The sequence below is a fragment of the Rhizobium sp. WSM1328 genome, assembly GCF_057653715.1.
This window is the reverse complement of sequence record NZ_JBYGKO010000003.1, coordinates 1-23686: the sequence shown is the minus strand read 5'-3', so window position 1 is coordinate 23686 and position 23686 is coordinate 1. Positions and strand designations below refer to the sequence as shown.

At 60.0% G+C, this 23686-nt stretch carries 18 protein-coding genes and 3 pseudogenes; 12 read left to right on the top strand and 9 right to left on the bottom strand.

Annotation, left to right across the window (positions count from 1 at the left end; genetic code table 11):
• Nucleotides 1–6: 6 nt before the first annotated feature.
• Genes AC2444_RS27780 through AC2444_RS27770 form a run of 3 tightly spaced genes read right to left on the bottom strand, consistent with a single transcriptional unit; the run spans nt 7 to nt 6763 of the window.
• The gene (locus AC2444_RS27780; RefSeq protein WP_128450375.1) at nt 7–2691 is read right to left on the bottom strand and encodes a carbohydrate-binding protein; all 2685 of its coding nucleotides are present in this window, start codon (nt 2689–2691) and stop codon (nt 7–9) included.
• An 11-nt stretch (nt 2692–2702) separates the two neighbouring features.
• Nucleotides 2703–6242: a molybdopterin cofactor-binding domain-containing protein gene (locus tag AC2444_RS27775; RefSeq protein WP_128450374.1), complete on the bottom strand. Its 3540-nt coding sequence runs from the start codon at nt 6240–6242 to the stop codon at nt 2703–2705.
• Entirely contained in the window at nt 6239–6763 is a 525-nt protein-coding gene (locus tag AC2444_RS27770) for a (2Fe-2S)-binding protein (RefSeq protein WP_128450373.1), read from the bottom strand. The genes AC2444_RS27775 and AC2444_RS27770 overlap by 4 nt, the downstream gene beginning before the upstream one ends.
• Before the next feature lie 352 nt (nt 6764–7115).
• On the opposite strand from AC2444_RS27770, the gene AC2444_RS27765 reads away from it, so the two are divergent.
• The 7 genes from AC2444_RS27765 to AC2444_RS27735 all read left to right on the top strand — a co-directional run bounded on the left by AC2444_RS27765 (nt 7116) and on the right by AC2444_RS27735 (nt 12759).
• The gene (locus AC2444_RS27765) at nt 7116–8252 is read left to right on the top strand and encodes an FAD-dependent monooxygenase (protein WP_128450372.1); all 1137 of its coding nucleotides are present in this window, start codon (nt 7116–7118) and stop codon (nt 8250–8252) included.
• Nucleotides 8249–9046: an alpha/beta fold hydrolase gene (locus AC2444_RS27760; RefSeq protein WP_128450371.1), complete on the top strand. Its 798-nt coding sequence runs from the start codon at nt 8249–8251 to the stop codon at nt 9044–9046. The genes AC2444_RS27765 and AC2444_RS27760 overlap by 4 nt, the downstream gene beginning before the upstream one ends.
• 89 nt (nt 9047–9135) lie before the next feature.
• The gene (locus AC2444_RS27755; protein WP_128450370.1) at nt 9136–9888 is read left to right on the top strand and encodes a maleate cis-trans isomerase family protein; all 753 of its coding nucleotides are present in this window, start codon (nt 9136–9138) and stop codon (nt 9886–9888) included.
• Between the two features lie 55 nt (nt 9889–9943).
• On the top strand, nt 9944–10585 hold the full coding sequence (locus AC2444_RS27750; RefSeq protein WP_128402195.1) for an N-carbamoylsarcosine amidohydrolase: 642 nt from the start codon (nt 9944–9946) through the stop codon (nt 10583–10585).
• A 45-nt stretch (nt 10586–10630) separates the two neighbouring features.
• Nucleotides 10631–11665 (top strand): 2,5-dihydroxypyridine 5,6-dioxygenase NicX family protein, encoded by a 1035-nt coding sequence (locus tag AC2444_RS27745; protein WP_128402196.1) that lies wholly within the window; start codon nt 10631–10633, stop codon nt 11663–11665.
• A 128-nt stretch (nt 11666–11793) separates the two neighbouring features.
• Entirely contained in the window at nt 11794–12276 is a 483-nt protein-coding gene (locus AC2444_RS27740) for a MarR family winged helix-turn-helix transcriptional regulator (protein WP_128450369.1), read from the top strand.
• Nucleotides 12277–12594: 318 nt separating this feature from the next.
• Nucleotides 12595–12759, top strand: a complete 165-nt coding sequence (locus tag AC2444_RS27735) for a hypothetical protein (protein ID WP_164902269.1) — start codon at nt 12595–12597, stop codon at nt 12757–12759.
• 574 nt (nt 12760–13333) lie between these two features.
• On the opposite strand, the gene AC2444_RS27730 is transcribed toward AC2444_RS27735, so the two are convergent.
• A complete protein-coding gene (locus AC2444_RS27730) occupies nt 13334–14587 on the bottom strand; it encodes an MFS transporter (protein ID WP_017997006.1) in 1254 nt (417 codons plus the stop codon).
• A gap of 968 nt (nt 14588–15555) precedes the next feature.
• Between AC2444_RS27730 and AC2444_RS27725 the strand changes: the two genes are divergently transcribed.
• Nucleotides 15556–16695, top strand: a complete 1140-nt coding sequence (locus tag AC2444_RS27725; protein ID WP_128450367.1) for a calcium:cation antiporter — start codon at nt 15556–15558, stop codon at nt 16693–16695.
• Here the strand turns inward: AC2444_RS27725 and AC2444_RS27720 are convergent.
• Complete coding sequence (locus AC2444_RS27720) at nt 16583–16894, bottom strand: hypothetical protein (protein ID WP_487762880.1); 312 nt, start codon at nt 16892–16894, stop codon at nt 16583–16585. The two genes, AC2444_RS27725 and AC2444_RS27720, sit on opposite strands and share 113 nt — an antisense overlap.
• 161 nt (nt 16895–17055) lie before the next feature.
• Here AC2444_RS27720 and AC2444_RS27715 point away from each other — a divergent pair.
• From AC2444_RS27715 to AC2444_RS27705, 3 genes and pseudogenes are all read left to right on the top strand, one after another.
• Nucleotides 17056–17232, top strand: a pseudogene (locus AC2444_RS27715) (IS630 family transposase); the annotation flags it as partial.
• A gap of 243 nt (nt 17233–17475) precedes the next feature.
• Nucleotides 17476–17811: a hypothetical protein gene (locus AC2444_RS27710; RefSeq protein ID WP_128450366.1), complete on the top strand. Its 336-nt coding sequence runs from the start codon at nt 17476–17478 to the stop codon at nt 17809–17811.
• 128 nt (nt 17812–17939) lie between these two features.
• Entirely contained in the window at nt 17940–18236 is a 297-nt protein-coding gene (locus tag AC2444_RS27705; RefSeq protein ID WP_128450365.1) for a hypothetical protein, read from the top strand.
• A gap of 469 nt (nt 18237–18705) precedes the next feature.
• Here AC2444_RS27705 and repC (AC2444_RS27700) read toward each other — a convergent pair.
• A pseudogene (gene repC / locus AC2444_RS27700) lies at nt 18706–18897 on the bottom strand (replication initiation protein RepC); the annotation flags it as partial.
• Here repC (AC2444_RS27700) and AC2444_RS27695 point away from each other — a divergent pair.
• A pseudogene (locus AC2444_RS27695) lies at nt 18897–19049 on the top strand (MarR family transcriptional regulator); the annotation flags it as partial. The pseudogenes repC (AC2444_RS27700) and AC2444_RS27695 sit on opposite strands and share 1 nt — an antisense overlap.
• A gap of 921 nt (nt 19050–19970) precedes the next feature.
• Here AC2444_RS27695 and repC (AC2444_RS27690) read toward each other — a convergent pair.
• From repC (AC2444_RS27690) to repA, 3 genes are all read right to left on the bottom strand, one after another.
• Nucleotides 19971–21278, bottom strand: coding sequence for a plasmid replication protein RepC (repC, locus tag AC2444_RS27690; protein WP_487762921.1), 1308 nt, complete (start codon nt 21276–21278; stop codon nt 19971–19973).
• Between the two features lie 155 nt (nt 21279–21433).
• Nucleotides 21434–22414 carry a plasmid partitioning protein RepB gene (gene repB, locus AC2444_RS27685; protein WP_222018380.1) on the bottom strand — a complete coding sequence of 327 codons (981 nt, stop codon included), beginning with the start codon at nt 22412–22414 and terminating at the stop codon, nt 21434–21436.
• A 75-nt stretch (nt 22415–22489) separates the two neighbouring features.
• Nucleotides 22490–23686 (bottom strand): plasmid partitioning protein RepA, encoded by a 1197-nt coding sequence (repA, locus tag AC2444_RS27680; RefSeq protein ID WP_128407550.1) that lies wholly within the window; start codon nt 23684–23686, stop codon nt 22490–22492.

Genomic DNA, 23686 nt, shown 5'->3' with positions numbered 1-23686 from the left:
TTCCGGTCAGTTTGCCAGCTGGATGAGCTTCGGTGCGGCGGACAAGCCGCTCTTGTCGGCGGTGTCACCGAGATAAGGCGTGTTGATGTAGTAGCGATTTGCGGCCGTGTTGGCGACGCGCAGTTCCAGCGAATGGACGCCTGGAAGCAGCCGCCCCAGAGCAAAGCGGTAGGGGCGCCAGCCTCTTCGATCGATCTGCCGGCCATCGAGCAGCGCCGCGACCACCGTGTGGACCTCGGGCAATTCGAGGACCCACTCGGCCTCATCGCCGATTTCGAGCGCCAGCCGATAAATGCCGGTACCGGAGAAACCGGCAAAACCCTGCGTTTCCCACCCTGCAACCACCGAGATCGGCACGAATCCCGCGTCAGGGCCCGGCGCGAAGCTCCAGCCGTCGACAAGCGATATGGCACGAGCCGCGGCAAGCAGCGGCTGGTGCTCGAGATGGCCTTGCACGGTGGTCTTCTGCGTCGTCTCGCCCAGTCGAATGCATTGCACCTCCTGGGGCGCGAGCGCGACTGTCAGGTGGCTGAAGGCGGTTGCCTTTCCCACGTCTCCCGTCGTCGCGGACCAGACCTCGCACGCGAAACCGTCGCCGAAGGAAATCTCACTGATGAGGTGCGATGCGCCATCGTTGAACAACACGACCCGCCACCAACCAGCGGCCTCATACCCCACCCATTGCCAGGGTCTGCCCGTGGAATGACAGGCAAGATCTGGACCCGATGACCGAAGCGACTGCAACAGAGCGGTGATGTCGCCTTTGCCAGGCATTCCTTCGAGATGGATCGACGTGCCGACGGCACGCCCCGCTGCGCCATCGCAGACGGTGGAGAGCCGCTCGCCTGAAGACCAGACAGCACCACCCGCCGCCTTGAAGACGGCGAGCATGTGCAAGGTCTTCGTCGTCTCGAGCACGGTGACGGACGGCAGAACGACAGCATCGAAAACAAGGCCGGACGCGCGCAGGCGGCCGTTCTTGATCGTAGCGGTCGCCAAATCGGCCTCGCTGACGAACATGAAGTCGCAGCCTTCTGCTAAGAGCCCTTCGCACCAGGCGCCGATATGGGTTGCATGGCTGTGGCGCGGCCCTTCTGCGAAGCCTGTATGAAGAGGATAAAGGATCGCAACCGGCGTGCGGGGCGTGGCCCCCTCGATGAAGGCGGAAATCCGTGCCGTCTCCTCGGCAAACAGATCGTGGTAGCTCCACCACGGCTCGAAATTGATGCCCGGCCCGAAATCGAAACGTGGATTGGAAAACGGCGTCGGATCGTTGTCGCGCCCGTCCGTCTGGTAGACGCCGTGCCAGAGGAATTGCCGGGTCCCGAGGCAGTGAAGCCGGATGGCCTGCGCCCGCATCGTCTCCAGCGTCAGTTCCCATTGCCCGGCGGCACGCACGGGCGTTCGCTCGGCGCTGGCATAAGTTTCGACGACGCATCGGCTGCGACCATTCGAACGGGCAACGGAGTCGCCGAGCTTCGGCGCCAGCTGCGCCACGAAATTGTTGCAATCAACGGCCGTCTCGTGCCGGTAGGCATCGATGCCGAAGAAATCCACGGCAAGCGCCACCCTGGGGTCGATGCTGGTAAAACCGCCGTTCAGCGACCAGGAACTGATATGCGGCAGGATCTCGTGCCCGGTAAGGACGATCCCCCTACCCTCGGCCCATCGGCGCAACGTGCCGGAGAAGGCCTCGTTCATCAGGGCCGAATAGGCGGCGTAGAATTGGGCGCGCAGCCGCAGGGTTTCAGGTCCGACGCCACGCACCAGCGCCAGCAGGGCCCTGGCGAAGGTTTCGCCTGTGCCGCGCGACACGACGTCCGGCAGGGTCGGCGCATAGAGCAGGCTGTTGCCAAGGTCACCGGAGATCTGGCTCCACTTGTAGAAACCCGCCGCCGGCTGGTCGTAGAACACGAAGCCGACGGGATCGGGCACGAGATCACCAAGCGCCTCGATCAGCGGATCGAGTCCGACTTCGACGAACCGCTCCGCAGCCTCCGGCAGGAGATAATTGATCAGCCGCGAGGTCCTCGACCGGGCGCTGACGAACACCGTGAGCACCTGCCCCCCATCGGGCACGCCGTCAAACAGGTAGGTGCACGACGTTCGGTCGCTTTCGACGACGAATGTCCGCGCCGTGACGTCGACCACCTGATCGAGACTGTCGATGCCGGCCGACGGATGCAGTAGCGCTGCCTCGACGGTCCATTCGCACCACTCGACGATGCTGCCCTCATACTGCCACGCGACGATATCGGGGCCCATCGTCCGGGTGAACGGCGGATGGACGCCGCTGATGTCGCCCCGCGCCTCTCCCGAGGACGACCAGAACAGGTGGCGCTCGCGCAGGTCATCGCGGTCCACGACCGTCCGGCCGCCGGCGTGACCGCTGATCCAGTTGTAATCGTCGTAGATTCCGAGCTTCAGCCGCAGCTTGCCGGCAATCCCAGCCGCAACACGATAGGCGTCCAGATAGGCCGGCGACAGGTAGTCATCGCGCGACATTGCGAGACGGGCCTGGATCAGGATCGTGCCGATCCCCTTCTGTTTGAAATCGGCGAGCTGCGCATGGCAAACGTCCTCTGTCGGGATCGAATGCCAGAACCAGTAGGCCGACGGGCGAAACGCGGCTGTCGGGTTCTCGAACAAGTCGCGGCGGCCGATATCCTGTCCGGTTCGGATCTGCTCCAACTCGTCTCTCCCTAGTGGCTTGCTGCCGTTACGCGTTGCATGGCTTTGGTCGTTTCCGTCCAGGCCGGCTTGTCGGGGGCGAAGCGCGCTCTCAGATAATCGGCGAGATCCTTGATCTGGCCGTCGTTCAGCGTCTGGCGGAAAGCCGGCATCGACATCACTTCAGGGGCTTGACGGCCGGTGGTCTGCGCCAGGATTGCCGGCGCCTCGACACCCTTCAGGATTGCCTGGATGAGATTGTCCGGGGTCTCCGCATGAAGATTGCTGTTGAGCGCCAGCGACGACAGGATCGTGTTTCCAGTGTGGCATGTGGCGCAGGCGCCATTAAACAGCGGCTCGCCCTTCGGCGATATGCGCGCGGCGGAAGCCTTGGCCGCTTCGCTCGCGGAAAGGGCAGCCTGGCTCTGCACCTTGCTATCGGCGGGGGCCTCGTTGAGGCTTGCGAGATATGTGGCCATGGCGCGGATATCACTGTCCGGCAGCGGCTGCATGACCTCGACGACATGCGCCATCGGGCCGGCGGCACTGCCGTGATCGCGCGAATGTCCGGTGCGCAGGTAGTCATAGAAGGCGTCTGCCGTCCAGCCGACCGGGCCGTTGGCGAACGCATTCAGGGCGGGCGCCTCCCAGCCATCGGCAAAGCCGCCGGAAAGCCGGGCGCTGCCGCTCTTTTCCGCGCCGAGCGCATTTCGGTCCGTGTGGCAGGCCGAACAGTGGCCCAGGGTCTCGACGAGATAGGCCCCCCTGTTCCACTGCGCATCGCGGGTCTCGACATATTTGAACGGCTGCGCCTTCAGGAACAGCGCGTTCCAGCCCGCCATCATCGCGCGTATGCTGTAGGGGAATTTGAGCTTCGTCTCAGGCGCCTTTTCGGCGACCGGCGCCTGCGTCATCATGTAGGCGTAGAGCGCCTGAAGATCGGCATCCTCGGCGCCGGCGAACGAGGTGTAGGGGTGCGCGGGATAGAGGTGATGGCCGTCGCGGCTGATGCCCTCGCGCATGGCACGTTCGAAGGCCGGGTAGGACCAAGCGCCGATGCCGCTTTGGACATCGGGCGTGATGTTGGTGGCATAAACTGCGCCGAATGGCGTGTCGAAGCGCCGGCCACCGGCAAAGGGTGTTCCGTCGTTTCCGACATGGCAGACATTGCAGGCGCCGGCCGCCGCCGCCAGCCGGCCGCGCTCGATGGTGGCGGCGCTGTAGACATTGGCGTCCGGCTGCTGGATGGTGCCGATCGCCGGGCGCCATGGCGATGCCATGGTCACGATACCGGACAGAGCGGCGACGGCGCCGATCGCCGACAGGCCGACGTTCCACCACCTCCGCTTTTTCGCGACCGGGGTGGCCGGCGTTTCGTTCGTCTTGCCGTTCAGCGCGGCAAGGACCAGTTCCGGCGTCAGCGGCAGTTCGCGGAAACGAATGCCGGTGGCATCGTAGACGGCATTGGCGATGGCCGAGGCGCTGGGAACGGATGCGGACTCTCCGACGCCGAGCGGCGGCTCGTCCTGGCGCGGCACCATCAGCACGTCGATATCAGGTACCTCGGGGAAGGTAATCAGCGGATAGCCGCCCCATTCCTTCGACTGCACCGCGGTCGAGGAAAATTCGACCTTTTCCTTCAGCACCCGGCTGGTGGACTGAATGATGTTGCCGTGGATCTGGTGGCGCACTCCGTCGGGATTGATCATCATTCCCGAGTCCTGCGCGCATGTCACCTTGGTAACCGCGATCTCGCCGGTCTTCTTGTTGACGGCGACATCGGCAACCCATGCCGCCCAGGCGGCGGCCTTGCCCGGAAACGGCCCGTGGACGTAGACGGCATAGGCAAATCCACGGCCGTAGAGCAGATCGCCTTCGCCGCTGAGCGTGCCCCACGTCGTATGCGGCACCCACTTCGCCCGTTCGGCAAGCGCGTGCACCAGGTCGACGGCGCGTGGGTCGTGGAGATAACGGAGCCGGTACTCGACCGGATCGACGCCGGCGGCGGCGGCCAGCTCGTCGACGTAGCATTCGTGGGCGAATGTATTCGGCATCGCCGACACGCCACGGAACCAGGAGGCGCGTGCGATCGGCGGCATGTCGTGCACGGTTACGCGCAGGTTGCCGTAGGCATAGGGTGGGATGGCGGTACGATCGCCCATCTGCACGACGTCGGAAACGGGCGGCAGCTTGCCGGTGAGGATCAGGGGAAGGGTTGGCGCCAGATTGGAGGGATAGCGCGTTTCGAAATCATAGGCGGACGGACCGCCCTCCAGGTCGAGACCGCCGCGCACATCCATGATCTGGGCGGCGCCCTTCGGCTCCCAGGCATGTTCCTGTTCGCGCGTCAGCTGGACCCGGACGGGTGCCTTGACGGCCCGCGACAGCAGCGCCGCGTCGGCTGTTACGTCATCGGCGCAGTTGCGGCCGTAACAGCCGGCCGCCTCCAGCCGCTCGACCCTAATCTGCTCTTCCGGCATGTCGAGCAGCAGCGCCAGATCGCGGCGCATGGGATAAGGGTTCTGGGTTCCCGACCAGACGGTCAGCCCGGCGTCATTGTAATCGGCCACCGCGCAGGACGGGCCGATCGAACCGTGCATCTGGTAAGGCCAGACATAGGTGCGGTTCATCGGCTGGGCGCTACCGGCCAATGCCATGTCGACATTGCCGCGATCGGCAAGCTTGCGTGGCGTCGACGGATTGGCACGCAGCGCCTTCTCCGGCATGTTCAGATCCGGCCACTCGGGCGGCGCGCGCCACACGACCTTCAGGCTCCCGGACGCCTCGATGGCGATTTCCTCGCGGGTCGCGACAACACCGACGAAATCACCGATGGCGACCACGCCGACCAGCCCGTCGATATGCGCGACCGAGGTCTCGTCGATCGAGATCAAGCTGTTTCCGACATGCTCGCCATGATCGAATCCGGCATATGGCGGGCGGATAACGCGGCCGTGCAGCATGCCAGGCACGCGCACATCGTGGACATAGGTCCAGCGCCCGGTTGCCTTCTCGGGAATATCTACGCGCGGGCGCGACGAGCCAACCAGTTTATAGTCCGACGCCGGCTTCAGCGCCGCATTGCTGTCGATCGACAGCCTGACATGGCTGCCGACGACAACATCGCCGAAGTTCAGCTGCCAGTTCTCGCCGCCGTCGGCACGGATAATGCCGTCCTCCAGCCGCAGCCGCTCAATCGGCACGCCGACCTTCTCGGCGGCCTTGACGAGAAGATGGTGACGGGCGGTCGCGGCGGCCTGGCGCAGCGGCACTGCGGTGATCTGGATGGTTTCGCTGGCAATGGTCGCCCCCTGATTGGGCGCGGCGGTCGTCGTGCCGAGAACCATGTCCACCTGTTCGAACGGCACGCTGAGCTCTTCGGCGACGATTTGCGCCAGCGACGTGCGGATGCCTGTCCCGAGATCGACGTGGCCGTTGAACGCTGTCACCCGGCTATCGGCCCCGACAGCGATATAAAGCTCGGCGGCGTCGCCCATCGACGCGTCATTGACAATGAGAAGCGTGCTCGCGGCTGCCATGTAGGCGGACTTGGGTGCTTCGCGGTGGTTCATCGCGAAACCTCCGTCATGTCGTCGGTCATCGGGTCGACTGGCCGGCCGGCTTTGGTGAGGGTTACGGCGCGCCGCACAGCGGCCAGTATCTCAACATGCGTTCCGCACCGGCAGAGATGGTGCCGCAGAGCATCGCGAATATCGCTCTCGTCGGGATCCGTATTTCGCTGAAGCAGTCCAACCGTGGCGATGATCATGCCGTTGAGGCAATACCCGCATTGCGCCGCCGCCTCTTCGATGAAAGCCTGCTGTACCGGGTGCAGAAGCCCATCCACCGCCAGCCCCTCAAGCGTGATCACGCGTCGTTTGCCGATCGCGCCAAGCGGCACAGTACAAGAGCGCACCGGACGGCCGTCAACCAGAACCGCGCAGGCGCCGCATTCGCCCAGGCCACAGCCATATTTCGGTCCATTCAGGCACAGGTCGTTACGCAAGATGTAAAGAAGCGGTGTTTCCGGTTTCGCGCTAACGCGCCAAAGAGCGTCGTTGACATTCAGTGAAACGGAAACGGGAGGCTTCACGGGAATTCCTCCAGCATCGCGCAAATAGCCAGGCCTTTTGCTACTGGACGGATCGCTATACGGCGGGCGCCTTGGCGGCGCGTGCGCATCATAACGATGCGACTGTCACCGACATTACGCATCTACTGCCCCTCATTTTTATATAAATAGCGTATACGCTTCATATGGGCCGCTGGCAAGTCGAATTTCGTTGTTGCAAACGTCGAAAAACGCGTTACGCTGGGGTATTCAACTAAACCAGCCCGCCACGAATGCTTGTCTCGCTCTTGCATTTTAAAGCGTATACGCTATAAGTAAGCCAATTCGCCTATCGCCAGAGCGATACGTTGAAAAACGGAAAAAAGGGGTCGCCATGTCCACCGGAAATGAAAAGATCGCGATCATCGGTGCCGGCCTCGGCGGCGCGGCAGCGGGGGCGCTGCTCCAGCATGCCGGCTTCAACGTCCAGATCTTTGAACAGGCCCCGAGCTTTTCCCGCCTCGGCGCCGGCATCCACATGGGACCGAATGTCCTGAAGATCTTCCAGCGCATCGGCATGGACCAGAAGCTGATCGATATCAGCAGCACGCCGGCCTATTGGTTCAGCCGGGATGGCCTGACGGGAGACTATCTCTCCCGCATTCCGCTCGAAGGTTATGGCGCGACCTATTGTACCGTCCATCGCGGCGATCTCTCTGCCTTGCAGATGGACACCATGACTCCCGGCACCGTCCAGTTCAACAAGCGATTGACCCGCCTCGAAGACAATGGCTCGGATGTCTACCTCGAATTCCAGGACGGCACCTCGGCGCGCGCCACGATCGTGATAGGTGCCGACGGCATCAATTCGCGCGTCCGCGAGACATTGCTGGGCGCCGAAAAGCCGAACTATAGCGGCTGGGTCGGTCATCGCGCGATGATCTCGGCGGAAAAGCTGAAGAAGTTCGACCTGACCTTCGAGGATTGCGTCAAGTGGTGGGGGCCGGATCGCCACATGATGGTCTATTACACCACCAGCCGCCGCGACGAATATTACTACGTGACCGGCGTCCCGCACCCCGCCTGGGAATTCGACGGCGCTTTCGTGCAGAGCAGCCGCGAAGAAATGTCGGAAGCCTTTGCCGGATACCATCCGGTCATCCAGGCGCTGATCGAAGCCACTGACGACGTCACCAAGTGGCCACTGTTCAACCGTAACCCGCTACCGCTCTGGAGCCAGGGCCGCTTGGTCCTGCTCGGCGATGCCTGCCACCCGATGAAGCCGCATATGGCTCAGGGTGCCGCCATGGCGATCGAGGATGCGGCCATGCTGGCGCGATGCCTGGAGGAAACCGGATCGCAGGATTACGCGACCGCCTTCCGCCTCTATGAGGCCAGCCGACGCGATCGCGCGACGCAGGTTCAGACCGTGTCCAACGCCAATACGTTCCTGCAGACGCAGGAAGATCCTTCATGGGTCTACGGCTACGACGTCTATGCCGAGCCTATCCTCGACAAGAGCGTCGCATGAGCGCGGCCCTTCTCTACGGCGCGAATGTCTCTGCCAACGGCATTCGCCAGCATTACCTCCGCTATGGCGGCAAGGGTCGGCCGGTCATCCTCATTCCCGGCATCACCAGCCCGGCGATCACCTGGGGCTTCGTTGCCGAACGCCTTGCCGAACGCCATGACGTCTACGTTCTCGATGTCCGGGGACGCGGCCTGTCCTCGACCGGTCCGGATCTCGACTACGGTCTCGATGCCATGGCCGCCGACGTCATCGGCCTTGCCCAGGCGCTCGGTGTTGGCGCTCCTGCGCTGCTTGGCCATTCGATGGGTGCGCGCATCGCCATGCGGGCGGCAAATACCGGCGGCGAGTTCTCCCGCCTCGCCCTTATCGATCCCCCCGTCTCCGGGCCGGGCCGCCGGCCTTATCCGAGCAAGCTGCCGTGGTATGTCGATAGCATTCGCCTCGCGCTGGCAGGCATCGATGCCGAGGGCATGAAGGCGTTTTGCCCGACATGGACGGAAAGCCAGCTGCAGTTGCGTGCCGAATGGTTGCACACCTGCTTCGAGCCTGCCATCGTCACCGCCTTCGAGGACTTCCACAAGGACGACATCTTCCCGGATTTCGCCACACTGAAGCAGCCGTCGATGCTGATGGTCGCGGGACGTGGTGGCGTGATTGCGCCGGAAGATGTAGCGGAAATCCGTGGGCTCAATCCCGCTATCGAGATCAGCCGCGTCCCGAATGCCGGCCACATGATCCCTTGGGACGATCTCGACGGCTTCTTCGAGGCGCTTGGAGATTTCCTCTCCCGATAAACGCCAATGGCGGGTCTTTGGCCCGCCATTTTTATTGCCGCAGCGAGAGCGCCCAATGTGCGCCCGCTCACTCATCAAAGGAGCCGTCCGTGCAGAAACCCTATCGTATCGGCCAGATCGTGCCGAGTTCCAACACAACGATGGAGACGGAAATTCCGGCGATGCTGATGGCTCGCCAACTGATCCGCCCGGAGCGCTTCACCTTCCACTCCAGCCGCATGCGCATGAAGAAGGTGGTCAAGGAAGAACTGGCCGCCATGGACGCCGAATCCGATCGGTGCGCCATCGAACTGTCCGATGCGCGCGTCGACGTGCTGGGATATGCCTGCCTCGTCGCCATCATCGCGATGGGCCTCGGCTACCATCGCCAGTCGGAAAAGCGCCTGACCGGCCGCACGCAGGAAAACGACACGAACATCCCGGTCGTCACCAGCGCCGGCGCGCTGATCGAGGGCCTGAAGGTGATGAAGGCGAAGAAGATCGCCGTCGTCGCGCCCTATATGAAGCCGCTGACCGAACTCGTCGTGAACTATATTCGCGAGGAAGGCTTCGAAGTGATAGATTGGCGGGCGCTTGAAATTCCCGACAATCTGGATGTTGCCCGCCACGATCCGGAAAACCTGCCGGCCATCGTCCAGACGCTCGATCTTTCTGATGTCGATGTCATCGTGCTTTCGGCGTGCGTGCAGATGCCGTCGCTGCCCGTCATCGCCAAGGTCGAGGCCATGACCGGCAAACCGGTGCTCACCGCTGCCGTGGCAACCACCTATTGCATGCTGAAATCACTAGGACTGGAAGCCGTCGTGCCGGGTGCCGGTGCCCTTCTGTCCGGCGCTTATTGAACCTGAATTTGTCGTTTCCGGCCGCATTGCGGCGGAGGAAAACAAGGAGTGCCCTATGCAGAGTGCTGAAACCAACTATCAGGGCGTTTGGGGCAACCGCATCGGTTTCGGCCAGCGGCCGGCCCTTCTGGTGATCGACTTCCTGAAAGCCTATACGGTGGAAGGCGCGCCGCTCTATGCGCCGGGTGTCGTCGATGCCGTCGCACAAACACCGGCACTTCTGGCTGCGGCGCGCGCCGCAGGCATTCCTGTCATCCACACCCGCATTCTCTATCTCGCCGAGAACTGCGCCGATGGCGGCATGTGGGTGAAAAAGGCTCCGGTCATGATGGCCATGGTCGAGGGCAACGTGCTGGCCGAATTCTGCGACGGCGTCGAGCCGGAAAAGGGCGAGCTGGTCATCGTCAAGCAATATGCCAGCGCCTTTTTCGGCACCAGTCTCGCCTCTCTGCTTCACACGCAGGGTATCGATACCGTCGTTCTTGCTGGATGCTCGACAAGCGGCTGCATTCGCGCAAGTGCGGTGGATGCCGTCCAGCACGGCTTTCGGACGATCGTCGTGCGCGATTGCGTCGGCGACCGGCACCCCGATCCGCACAATGCCAACCTCTTCGATATCGACAGCAAGTATGGCGATGTCGTTTCGAGGGAGGATGCCATTGCCGAAATCGCCAAGATCAAGTCCGACCGTCCGTAACTTTGCAAAAACAGCCAAGCCTTCACGTAAGATAGGGGAACGAGCATGGATCAATTCAGCTTCACCGAAATCTGCCTGCATCAGTTGAAGATGTCGGGCGTCCACGAGGGCGAAAAACTCATCGTCCTGACCCAGGGCAACGAGCGCCTCGATTATGCCGACGCCTTCATGGCGGCGGGCATGCGTCTTGGGGCCAAGATGTATCACATGCGTTTACCGCCGGTGCCACCGGCGGGTGCATGGGCCGTCGGCCAGACAGGCCTAGCGGCCATGCCTGACGCGGTCGAGGCCCTGAAGGCCGCCGACATGCTGATCGATTGCATCTTCCTGCTCTTCAGCCCGGAACAGATGGCGATCCAGGCGGCCGGAACGCGCATCCTGACCGCCGTCGAACCGCCGGAAATTCTTGCCCGCATGTTGCCGACAAAGGAACTGCGCGAGCGCGTCGAATTTGCAGGAGACCTGCTGTCCAAGGCGAAGGTGATGCGGATCACCTCGGACCATGGCACGGATGTCACCTACAAGCTCAACACCTATCCGGCCGTCACGGAATATGCGTGCACGGACGAACCGGGCCGCTGGGATCATTGGCCATCCGGCTTTGTCTTCACCGGTGGTGACGATGACGGCGTCGACGGTACGATCGTCGTTGCTCCGGGCGATATTCTGCTGCCGCAGAACATCTACGTGCGCGATCCGATCTACTACACCATTGAAAACGGTTGGATCACCGACATTCGCGGTGGCCTCGACGCCGAGCTAGTCAAATCCTACATGGACGGTTTCAACGATCCGCGTGGCATGGGCATGAGCCATGTCGGCTGGGGTCTTAATCAAAACGCCAAGTGGCATCGCATGGTGCCCGGCGAATTTCCGGGCGGCATGGGCATGGAGGCCCGCTCGTTCTACGGCAATGTCATGTTCTCGACCGGCCCGAACAATGAATTGGGCGGCCCGAACGACACGGCCTGCCATCTCGATATCCCGATGCGCAATTGCTCGCTCTTTCTCGACGATGAGCCGATGGTCCTGAAAGGCGATATCGCCGTCAAGGAAATGAAGCACACCGTCAAATCGTAATCGCAACCAACCTGCTTGGCGTGAAAACACGCCAAGCAGCCCGAGCCTCGTATGCCTTGACCGGTGAAACATGCTGTGGTGTTTCCTGCATGGACGCACTAGACGCCGCAACCGATGGACCCGCTAACATGACTGTCAAAGACATCGAACGCCCACGTGAAGCCGCGGTGTCTGAAACCGCCTATGATGTTACCGAGCAGGTGGGTCACTTGCTGCGAAAAGCCTATCAGCGGCATCTCTCGATCTTCCAGGCCAACGCCAGTGACCCAGACCTGACATCCGTCCAGTTCGTCACGCTCTGCGCGCTACACGATCTCGGACCGAGCTCTCAGGTCGAATTGGTGAAGGCCACGTCGGTCGATCAGGCGACCATCCGCGGGATTGTCGAGCGTCTGAAAGCACGTGGATTGATCGACCTGTCCAAAGACAGAGCCGACGCCCGCAAGGTCGTCATTTCTCTCCTGCCGAAGGGTGAGGCGCTGCTTCAGGACATGTATCCTCGCGCATATCTCATCAGCGAGAAAACCATCTCTCCCCTCAATCCGGCCGAGAGAATTGCGCTGCTGTATCTTCTTCGCAAAATCGCGGACGATGAGGTTGGAGAGCGGTGACGAGATTGGCGCCCTGCCATGATGGCGTGTCGTGGAATATCGACCTCATGACCGGCATCATCGTGGTTGACCTTCTTCACAACTTTGATCTGGGGTACGGCCGCGTCCTTCAGTCACTGGGCGTATGCCCAACAAGGACCGTCTGCTATGCGCACGCGCCGCATCCCGACCGATTTCGCCGTGATCAGAGGATAAACAGCGCGGAAGAAGTCTTCCAAATGTAGTTAAGCATTTTCTAACATGAATCGCATGTCGCTCAGCTCCGCCGGGGAACAAGCGGAGGTGGGCGGCGTTCACCCGGCACACAAGGAGATTGCGATGGCTCGATATCTCGGCTCTGCCCATGGACGCCCGCTACCACCTACGCCCGACATTGCAACGCGCATCCGCACCAACCCGCGCGTCAAGGCGATCCTCTGGTCTATTGTCATCTGCATGACCGTGCTGGTGGTCATAGCCCTGTTTTCATCCCATGTGCTCTAACCACCATTCACGTCACAGTGGCGTCACGAGTGGCGACCGCTATCGGGTCGAGCCCGATGGCGGCTCGTGGACAGTCATGGACACCTTGACAGGACTTCCGGCCGCCACGAACGGCAAGGATCTGGTGCAACTTCGAAAGCCGGACGCAGATGAAATCGCCGAGGAGCTGAACGGTTGCGAGCGTCGCGGGACTGCCAGTCCCTTGCTCTAAGAGACCGTCATCGGAGTGCCGCGAGCTATTGTCGCCGGTCGGGGCCATTTCGTGGTACCGTCAACCAACCCACTTTCAGCATTGGTGCCACCATCCCGTCATAGATGCCAAGCGCCCACCGACTGATGAAGACGGCCGTAAGTGCCAGTGCCCAATTCGATCTCGCGCCGCTCTTCGGAGCGGGATGATGCTGGCCTTGGTAGTAGGTGTCTCTTAGTGATCTGACCATCCCTTTGATTACGGGGCGGGTCCGGTGTCCACAAATCAGGGGGGTGGGGTTTTAAAGTGTGGAATCGAGAAACTTTGGTTAGCGCGTTGGGCAGTAAATCGAGAGCTTGTCTCGGGGCGAGAAAGCGCCCCTGTTCACGTCGCCAACGCCTGCTGCCTCCGCCGCAGCCTGGGCCACAGGATCAACCAGCTCACCAAAGCAAGGTTGACGCAGTTCCAAAGGAAGCCATGCAGGAAAGCCAGGCGGTAAGAGCCGGTGGCGTCGAAAATATAACCAGCGGCCAAGCCCCCACAAGCCATGCCAAGAACAGTCGCCATCAACACCAGGCTGATGCGGATACCCGCCTCACGTGGCGGCAGATATTTCCGAATGATCACGGCATACATCGGAACTATGCCACCCTGAAATAGCCCGAACAGGCCGGAGATCACATAGAGCGACGACTTGCTGTTGAAATACAGATATAGCAGCAGCGCTGCCGCCTGCATCGAGGAACCGAGGATCAACATCGGCCCGGCACCGATCCGATCGGCGACCGCCCCGGACGCCAATCGGCTGACGACACCCAGTCCAAGCATCAAGGCGATGATCTGCGTGCCCACCGCCACACCGTAGCCGAGATCCCCGCAATATGCGACGATATGGACCTGCGGCATTGACATTGCCATGCAGCACGCAAAGCCCGCGACGACAAGGACGACCTGCAACGCGTTCGGGCTTAGGCCCAGTTCGTTGCGTGCTGCTTCGGTTACCGCCTCGGCCTGGACATAGGTTACGGTCTGTAGACGCCGCTTCAACAGCAGACCGATGGGCACCATCACCAGTGGGATGAAAATGCCGATTCCGACATGGGTTGCGCGCCAGCCCTGGGTCGTCTGGAAATGCTCGATAGCCATCGGCCAAACCGCCCCGGAAAGATAGCTGCCCGAGGCCGCAAAGGCGACTGCGAGCGCCCGGTGCCTGCTAAACCAAAGAGAGAGGTCGGATATCAGCGGCGCGAAGCCGGCAGCTGATCCAAGGCCGATTACCAGCGAGAAGGCTGCGAACTGCCAAATATTGGTGGTAAGAGCAGCCAGGATGTAGCCAACGCAAAGCAGGAACGCGCCGATCAGTACTGGCACGACGATGCCGACCCGATCGGCCAGACGCCCCATTACAACCCCGCCAAAGGCAAAGCCAAGCATGGTGCAGGTATAGGGAAGCGAGGCACCGCCACGCACCGTGTCGAACTCGACTTGCAGGGTTGGAAGAAGCACCACGACGGACCAATTGCCGACGCAGGCAACGGTGCCGAGGATCAACGTGAGTACCAGCCGCCACCAGGCATACCCAGAGTCGACGTCGCCAGAATCGGGCCCACCTGCCGCAGTCATCCGCTTTTCAAACATGGCCACGGCGAGAACTCCTCAGGGTCCGATTATGAACTGAACGCTCTCGACCAATGCCAAGTGCATTCGTCTCGTATGACGAGCTTCGGTGCGTTGAATACCTGATTGACGAGCCCATCCTCAAGCTCCCGCCATCAAATCGCGCCGCAATCGTCGCAATCTCCGGCGGCGAGGCATCGAGCCGCTTGAGCTCCGCGTCGAGCAGTATCGGGGCTATACGGTTTAGCATTAAAAAAGAGGCGCTGCAGGCTCGCCAGTTCCGTCTGGCTGAGGCCGAGATCGAAGGTCAAATCTCGCCTCAAGGATACGATGTAAAGGCCTTGTTCCACGCGTCCGCCAACCGAGAGCCCGCCCTGGCGAGTTGCTCGTCCGCAATCACCTCGGATCGAGGGGCGCATTGATCGATGATGTCCCCTCGGCACTGCCATCGACGAATTATTGCGGGTGAGTCGGACTTCGGTCCGATGGTAGACAGCAATCTCTCTGCTAATTTCCGTTCCGCTGAGACTGCAAAACTCAGCACGAAAAGGGTGTCTGCCCCTGATCCGGAGCACCCTTTTCAAACTCGCTTTCCGCAGTCCCCATTAGCCCTCGGCGCCGATGGTTCGCGGGCGGCCAACCTCCCAGTTGATCATAGGGTGTAGGTAATCTGCGAGAGAGTTCCAACGACGGCTGTCGAAACCAGGACGTGTCTCGCGAGTCCTACTCGAGGTCGTGACCCGGCTTGCTGCGGCTATACATTCCGACAAGACCCGCTCCAAACAGGCATGCGAACACTATACACCGACGCCCATCGAACCCAACTCAGTCTCCACGGTCACGAGTATGGGCAAGGTTCGGACGGATCGCTTCATGCACGGTAACACGATTTCAGGATCCAGGCTTGCTTATGACATGATTTCGAGCGCCATTGATTTTCCGACACGCCGGCTTTCTGCCACGCGTTCAATCGCCAGTCAGGAACACACATGAACGTACTGAAAGCCGGCGTCGCAAGCGAGACACATCACCCGGCAATCCCGACGTGGACGTGGCTCTCCCCGCTCTTGGCATCCCAGCTTCTCGCTGTGAAGTTTCTCCACTTCGTTCCCTCCGACGGTCCGGTGGTCCTTGTTCTTGCCGGTATCATGCTTGCCGCCACCGTCTTTAGCGCAGTTCACCACGCGGAAGTCCTCGCGCTTAAGCTCGGCGAGCCATTTGGTTCGATCCTGTTGGCAATCGCTGTCACGGTCATCGAAGTCGCATTGATCGTCTCGATTATGGTGTCCGGGGCTGAAGGCAGCGGCTCCGTCGCGCGGGATACCGTGTTCGCCGCCGTGATGATCGTGCTCAATGGCGTCGTCGGGCTTTGTCTGATCATGGGAGGAAGCCGGCACTTCGAGCAGTCGTTCCAGCTTAAGGGTGCGTCCTCCGCCCTGGCGGTGCTCGGCACCCTCGCCGCCTTGGCGTTGATCCTGCCAAATCACACGCTGACAGTTCTCGGCCCGTCTTATTCTCCACTCCAGGCGATGTTCATCGGCATCGTTTCTCTGATGCTTTGGGGCGTCTTCGTCTTCGTGCAAACGGTCAAGCATCGCGCCTACTTCTTGGATGGCCCCGCTGAAGATGTGATCGGTGAGGACATGACGGAGGTCTACCACCCGAAGCCTTCAGACCGGGAAGCCCTGGCATGCCTGGGTCTGTTGCTGGTTTCGCTAGTCGCCGTCGTTCTTCTAGCGAAGACCTTGTCGCCCTCCCTCGATGCGGCCATCGATCTTGCCGGACTGCCGCACACCTTTGTCGGCGTGGTCATCGCCGCGATCGTGCTTTTGCCGGAAGGGATTGCCGCAGCGAAATCCGCCCTCAAGAACCAGCTTCAGAATAGCATCAACCTAGCTCTCGGATCGGCCATCGCGAGTATAGGGTTGACCATACCCTCTGTCGCGGTAGTCTCGCTTGTTCTTGACCAGCAACTGGCCCTAGGCATCTCGGCCGCGAACACGACGCTGCTGGTGCTTACCTTGTTCGTGAGCACCCTGACCCTGGGGACCGGCCGCACGACGGTGCTACAAGGGGCGATCCATCTAGTGATATTTGCCGTGTTCCTGCTGGTTTCGGCGATCCCCTAGGGCTGCTTCGCGAGCTTTGCTGCGCGATCAGGGTCCGGACGGCGGCGTGCAACTTCTCTCCGAACGGGGTCACGCGATCATGATCGTGAAGCACCAGGCCACGGATAAAGCGCTCCCCACCAGCTTCCTGTAGTTGCCTCAACCCTTTGAAGCCGTCCGATTTGACCGTGACTGATGCTTTCTCTTCAATTCCGACGATCCGCCCGCGACGGTCCTCGATTACCCCGTCCAGCTCGTCCTGATCCTTGGTCCGGTAGTGCTAGAAGGTTAGGCCGCCGCTCCGACCAGGACGCGAGTTTCAGAAGCTCGGAAACCACGAAGCTCTCCAAAAGTGCTCCAAACGCAGCGATCGCGAACGGTGAGATGATCGTCGTCGAAAATGTCTGGCAGTTCATGCGCGACAACTGGCTATCAAACCGGGTCTTCACGTCCTATGACGACATCGTCGGTCACCGCTGCAAGGCCTGAAAGAAGCTCATCGACCAACCCTGGAAGATCATCTCAATCGGAATGCGCGACTGGGTGCATCGGTTCTGATCAATGCAGATTGGTATGAGACCTGCCCAGAGCGACAAAGTGGTGATCGTGCGGCCTGGCTAGCTCCTCTAAGATCGACCAAACGTGCTATTCAATTGGCTCTCCTCATACCGTTCCTGCTTATCGGTTATGCGGGACCAAGCGGGTGAGTATTTGACGCGTCTCCAGCAAACCCTACACCGCGAATGGTCCTTTTAAAGGACACGCGCGGCTCGAGGAAACCAAGGCTAAACCTAAAACAATATGCGCGATTCACTCATACCCCGCAAAAAGACATTTAGAGACGGAGTCTTCCTCGCGCTGATCATATGGCTGCTGGTTATCCCGCTGACTTTCATGACACAAGTTTTTGCCCCTTCCGTTTTTGTTCTTTTGGAGGGGATTGGGAATTTTCAATACAAGCCTTGGATTTTTCTCGCCCCAACAGCGTGCGCGCTCATTGTGGCGTTGGTTTTCATTCCGGGATATTATAGCCCGAGCGTTATTGCGGGCTCTATTCTTTGTAGTGCTGCGGTGACAATCGCAGCCGCAATTGCTTTCCTTTTGATAATGATATCGATTCCACGATTGCATTATTGAGCCCTGCGTCAGAAGGCTACTTGTCGGAATCATTCGGCTGGACCGTCAAACACTCATTGGCTGCTCCTACGATATGAATGTAAAATTGCCCGGTGAATAATAGCGCCTTCATTGGCGAAAGACACACAATGCGCATTCTTCTCATTCTTGGCTCCCTCATCGTTGGAACGATTGCCGGCATTTGCGTATTCGGGATGATCTGGCGAACCACTGCCCCGGAAGGTGCAGTAGCGATGGTCATTGGAGGGGGTACGCCGGTTGTCCTCGGAGCTTTGGCATTTCTCGGCACAAAGGCGGCTGACGGTCGGCGACCAAGCTTTCTCGATATGCGGACATGGTTTGCTCTTGTGGGGATAGCGGCGGCTGCGGCCGGGCTCTTCGTGATCTTGATCGTTGCTTTTTTTCTGGCGGTTCAGCGTGGATAGCCCGCTTGGGGCCAGAATAAGAGCGGCGTTGTAAATCGTCCGGACCGTTTGCTAGGGACAAACGCGCGAATGAACTGCTTGGCTACGGCCTCACGGCAAACGCCAAATTCCCCTGGATGAACCAGCCGCCCCTCCACATCTAAAAACATCGCCCGAGAAGCTTCGATGAACACCTGGGGATGAGTAAATCATGTCCCCCAAAAGGGTCTGAACAGCGGATGTTTGGTATTTCGTCATCGGAAGCGCCTCGTTTCTCAAGAAACTACCAGCTGATAATGTTTGACATTTCATCTTCATCCGGCTCCCGCCGTCTATCCACATATCCAGTTGCGTATCCTCCTGCATTTCGCAGGAGAAATCAGCGGCTATGCAGAACGAGCGATGCCCGCGAGCCCGGTATTTTGACAAGCAGAACGCTTCGACCGTTGAAGTGGCCCCTTGTAGTAGAAATAGTCTCGGCCTCCGTTACCCCCGCATTCCGCGTCCCCTCGCCATTTGCCTTCGACAGAGCCATGAGCATCGGCCCAAGCGAAAACTCTCCGAGCTCCGCGCGCTTCGTAAGATCGCGCAGATATCCGCCGGCCGAGTTTATGAAGTTTGATCGCTCGGGAATGCACGCCATCGCCACTGCGGCATTCTCCGGCCCCAATGCATCGCAGGCGCAGCGGCGTCAAGGAGACGGTGGATCTTCTGGTGAGAAGTGGAATGTTAAGCGAGACGATCGTCAAGAACTCGATGGGACGCGAAGCGGCGCGCCAGTTCGAGATTTCGGAGGCTCTTCTAAAGAAGCTAAGCTCGTTCGGAGTTGAGTGACCACCGAATTAGAATGACGAGTTTTCAGAGTCGTCGATTCTTGTGTGTCGTGGATTGTTGATCCTCCATCTTCGGGTAGAGGATGCGTTACGCTTCTCCAGCAGTGGACCCAATATGAGTCATGCTTACCGATAGGGAATTGGCCAGCATTACCGGAACGATAGCCAGGCGCAGCTGCGCATTGCCCTCCCGCAAGACACTTCGTTCTCGGATCGCAGCATTTCTCCCTCGGTCTTGAGCGCGTGCAGCTCTTCGACTAGCCCGCCGACCGGCCGACGCATTCCCACCAGACTACAGCGCCTCTACCTGCTGAACCGAGGGTCGGTTCCTTTCATGGGACAGGAGGAAATCGGGCGTGCGCCGCCTTGGCAAACAGCACCCGCGCGTCCCGTACGGCGCGGCGCCGATGCTGCGCCCACAATCCGTCAAAGCTGTCCCCGCCAACTGTAACAATGATGACCGCCACCCTTATGCCTACCGCGCCACATGATCTGAGACAACGTAGATGAGGCGTAACGCATTGAAACAATGGTTAACAGCCCGTTAACCAGAATCTATATCTCAGATTACTTCCGCCACCTCGTTGCCTTTTCTTCAGTGTCGTCGAGATCCGACGACGATCATTGACGATCGGCGGGGTGATTATTTGCCGAAAAATCTGCCCTGGCGCTCGAAGGAGCGATTGAATTCCAAGGCTTTCGGACCCTTGATGGACTTTCGCTGAGAGCCGGGGAATGCCACCCGCCTGATGAGGCCAATGACCACTGAACGATAATAACGAGCTCACAGAGAAAACAACCGCTTTCATCCCTAAAGCCTATTCGATCGCGAGACTGGCCGCGACAGTGGAGGAAATCGCTCCGCCACAGTGGATCTCACGCGGGCAGGCATTTCCAGCCAAAACAGGCACCCGTCTCCCCCTCAGCTGGCATAGCGCCGCACTCCACCATTCGCCCGCGCGAGCGCCATCAGCATCGGTCCGATTGCAAACTCGCCCTTTTCGGTCCTTCGGGTCAGATCTCTGAGATAACCGCCGGGCGAGTTGATGTGCCCTCCCCTCTCCAGGATGCAGGCGATCACGGTGGCGGCGTTTTCCGGGCCCATGCCCGAGCAGGCTTCCTCATAGGCCGAGGGACTGACGCCGAGCATCGAACGCACGACGACGGCCGCCGACATCAAGTCTCGCCAATTGCCGATGTTTCCGCCGGGCCCATAGTCGAGAATACTGGGGCAGGCCTGGAGGACGAGGCCGAGCGGGAAGGATTTCAGGCCTTGTCCGGCGCCCGGGTCGGCTGCGCCCCCCGCCCTGTTGCTCATCCGGCCGGAAGGCTTTTGCTGCTTCAATCTTCGTTCGGCCGATAACGGCCCGGCGTTCGGGTCATTGTCGGCCGCTGCCTTTTCGCCTTGCTTCGTTTCGAAGCTTGGTTCAAGTTCATAAGTGGAGTCGGGATTTGAATTCTGTTTGTGATGCTCAATTTGAGACTCATTGGCGTCAATTTTTTGTGTTTTTATCCGTCTTTCCAGCATGTTGACGATCTCTGCACGCAGCATCGCCATCTCGTCGAGCAGCGGTGCCAGGTCTTCGGCGGTCGCCACCCGTGGAATTCGGGCAAGAAGCGTTCGAAACATCGCCGAAATGCCTTCCCAATCACCGGAAACCCCTTCTTCGAGCGCCGCCGTGATCAGCTTGGAAATGTCCCGCCGGCACAACGTCAGGCGTTCCCTGGTCACCCGTAACAGCTCCCGGTCGGCAACCGCCTGAGCGGCCAGGCTTTCGATTTCGACAGCACGCGCCAGAAGCGGTGCGACGCTGAAGCCGAAGGCATCGCCGATCGCCCCTGCCCTGTCGCGGCGCGCATAGCGCTTTCCATTCGGGCTGTCCTTGCGCAGGATCAGGCCGGCCTCGACCAGGACAGCAAGATGCCGCCTGAGGGTCGCTGGCGTCATGCCGCGGGCGCGCAACGAAAGCTGCGCATTCGACGGGAAGACGATCAGTCCCTTTTCCTCGGAGATTTCGTCGTCAGGGTAGAAGGTCAGAAGCGCGTCGAGCACCGTCAGTGCCCGATCGGTGACGCCAAGCGCCGGCCGTGCTTCGCAGATCGCCCTGAACAGCTTCCATTTGCTGCGTTTCATTCCCGGCTCGATGGTCTCGGCCAGGTGCTGGTTTGCCAGCATGCCAAGCGACATCGGCCGCCGCCCAAAGGGCGTCGTCACATATCCACTCTCCATTTGCCTTCACCTCAGTTTAGGCAAAAGAACTCTGCTCACCAAAAAGCGGTGCCAAGACTCTTGACTGTGATTCGTGGAAATGCGATTCTCGATCTGCTAGGAATACGAGGAAGGCTTCCACGACCGCGTCGTTGGGGGCCTTTTTCTTTTGCGGTCTACTCTCCTTGTTGAACGTTTCGGCCTCGATAGACCTTGTAGAGATCCGTCAGGCTCTCGGAGAGGAAATCCCCAAACCCGACCGCATCCTTGGCCTTCAAAGCAAGTGTAAAAGTTCGTCCGTCGCTCCGCAGATCAGCGGCAACGGACTTGTCGTCGGCAATCCATTTGCTCGCACGAACCTGTTTCGATGGAGTTGATCTGCCTGATGCCTTGATATGCGTCAGCAGTACGTTGAACCGATCGTCGCCTGTCTTCGCGTTGAATTCCGCGGTTGCGAGGAAGGCACGTGCCCTCTCCAAATTCGAGGGCCGCTCCAACAGGGTCTTCAGCTCGTACCAGCGATCACGTCCAATGCCCTTGGCTGCTCCGACCGCATCCAGCAATTCGCGAGGCATGCTTGCCACCGCCAGCATCTTCGATAGGGTCGCCCTGTCCACCGAAAGTGCCGAGAGAACAATTGCGTTGTCACCATCGAAGTGAAGCCGCGCGATTTCATTCGCGAACATTGCCTTCTCAAAAAATGACAGATTGGCGCGCGCCGAATTCTCTTGCCCCTGCGCGACGAGATGATCGCTATCTTTCAGGTCTTTGACGACTGCACGGACGTTTCTTCCGAGAGCCCTTGCCGCCCGAAGACGTCGATGCCCGAACACCACCATATAGCGCTCGGAATCCTTGGGGTGAGGCCGTACCAGGATCGGGCTGTCCTGCCCCCGCTCCCGAATTGCCGAAAGCAATTCGTTGAACTCCTGTTCATCCTCCTCAATGCGATCGCGCACGAACGATACATCGACCAGATCCGGGTTCAGCTCGATGACAGTCTCGCCCTCCAGCAGCTTATCTGCACGGGCCGCCATCTCATCGATGGAATTCAGGATCGACTTAGAAGCGCCCCGGATGGTGTAATCAAGCACTGCCCGGTTGCTGTCGGCCGGCGTGTCGCTCATCACATTGGCGAATGGGTTTTTCCGAGCCATATCGCTATCCTCGAAGCCATGTTATCGGGTTGTTTCGACTGCAGAATCTTGCTGTTTTGACGGCGGTCAACATCATTAGAGCCTCCCCCAAGCCCTATGGATCAATCCTTGGATCTCGAAATTGACGGCATCCATGCATTCGATCGCGCGGTCATAGGTTTCTCGCGTGAAATTTGAGCGATCGAGCTCGTAGAGGGTACGTTTCGTCAAGCCGGCATCGGAGATTGCCGTTGTCTTCACCATCGGGCTCTTGAGGATTTCCTCGGCAAACATCGATTGCATGAAGCCCAGCATCTGCACCTGCGGTACATCCGTTGGCTCAAATCTGGTGATCAGGTAACGGAGCCAGTCCATGCGCACATTGGCACCAGCCTTTTTAATTGTCTTGGTGATATTGCCGAGCATGAGCAGGAACTGCGACATCGACATCAGGTCCAACATTTGCGGATGGACTGTAATCAAGACGGAGGTCGCCGCAGTGAGCGCGGTTAAGGTGAGATATCCCAGTTGCGGAGGGCAATCGACCACCACGACGTCGTAGCGGCTGTCAACCTCCTCGAGCGACTTGCCGAGACGCGTGAAGAAGCGCTTCCCATCCGTGCCAGCCTGCATGGCAAGGGGCGTGTCGTATTCATATTCCTGCAATTCCAGATTCGCCGGGACAATATCGAGGCCAGGGAAATTGGTCGGCAGAATGACGTCGGCAATCGACTTGCGCTCGTCGTCATAGCGTATCGCATCGTAGAGCGAGGGATTCCGATCAAGCTCCGGCTGGAAACCGTGCAGAGCCGAGAGCGACGCCTGTGGGTCAAGATCGATGGCAAGCACGCGGTGTCCGGTCAGCGCCAAGTGCTGCGCAAGGTGAGCCGTTGTGGTCGTCTTGCCAGAGCCTCCCTTGAAGTTGACGACCGCAATGACCTGCAATTTATCGCCCGGCTTGCGGTGAGGAACATATTTCTTAGCTTCCGACTTCCCTGTCCTGTCCAGAAAAAATCGCAGCTCCAACATCTGTTCGGCAGTGTAGTATCTGCGATTTCCCGACATTGTGACTGGCTTCGGCCCTTTGCCGTCGAGATAGAGGCGCTTCAAATTGCTCGGGGTGACGCCAAGGTAGTGCGCGACTTCCGCGAGCGAGAACTGACGCAGGTCTTTCTTCGCGTTCGGGGGAAAGTTCTCCAGACGCAGTTGATCGAGCTTGCGCGAGATTTCCGCACCTTGCATCAGGATCTTGTCGTCAAACTCAAACGACGGTAGCGGGCTAAACGCGTTCAT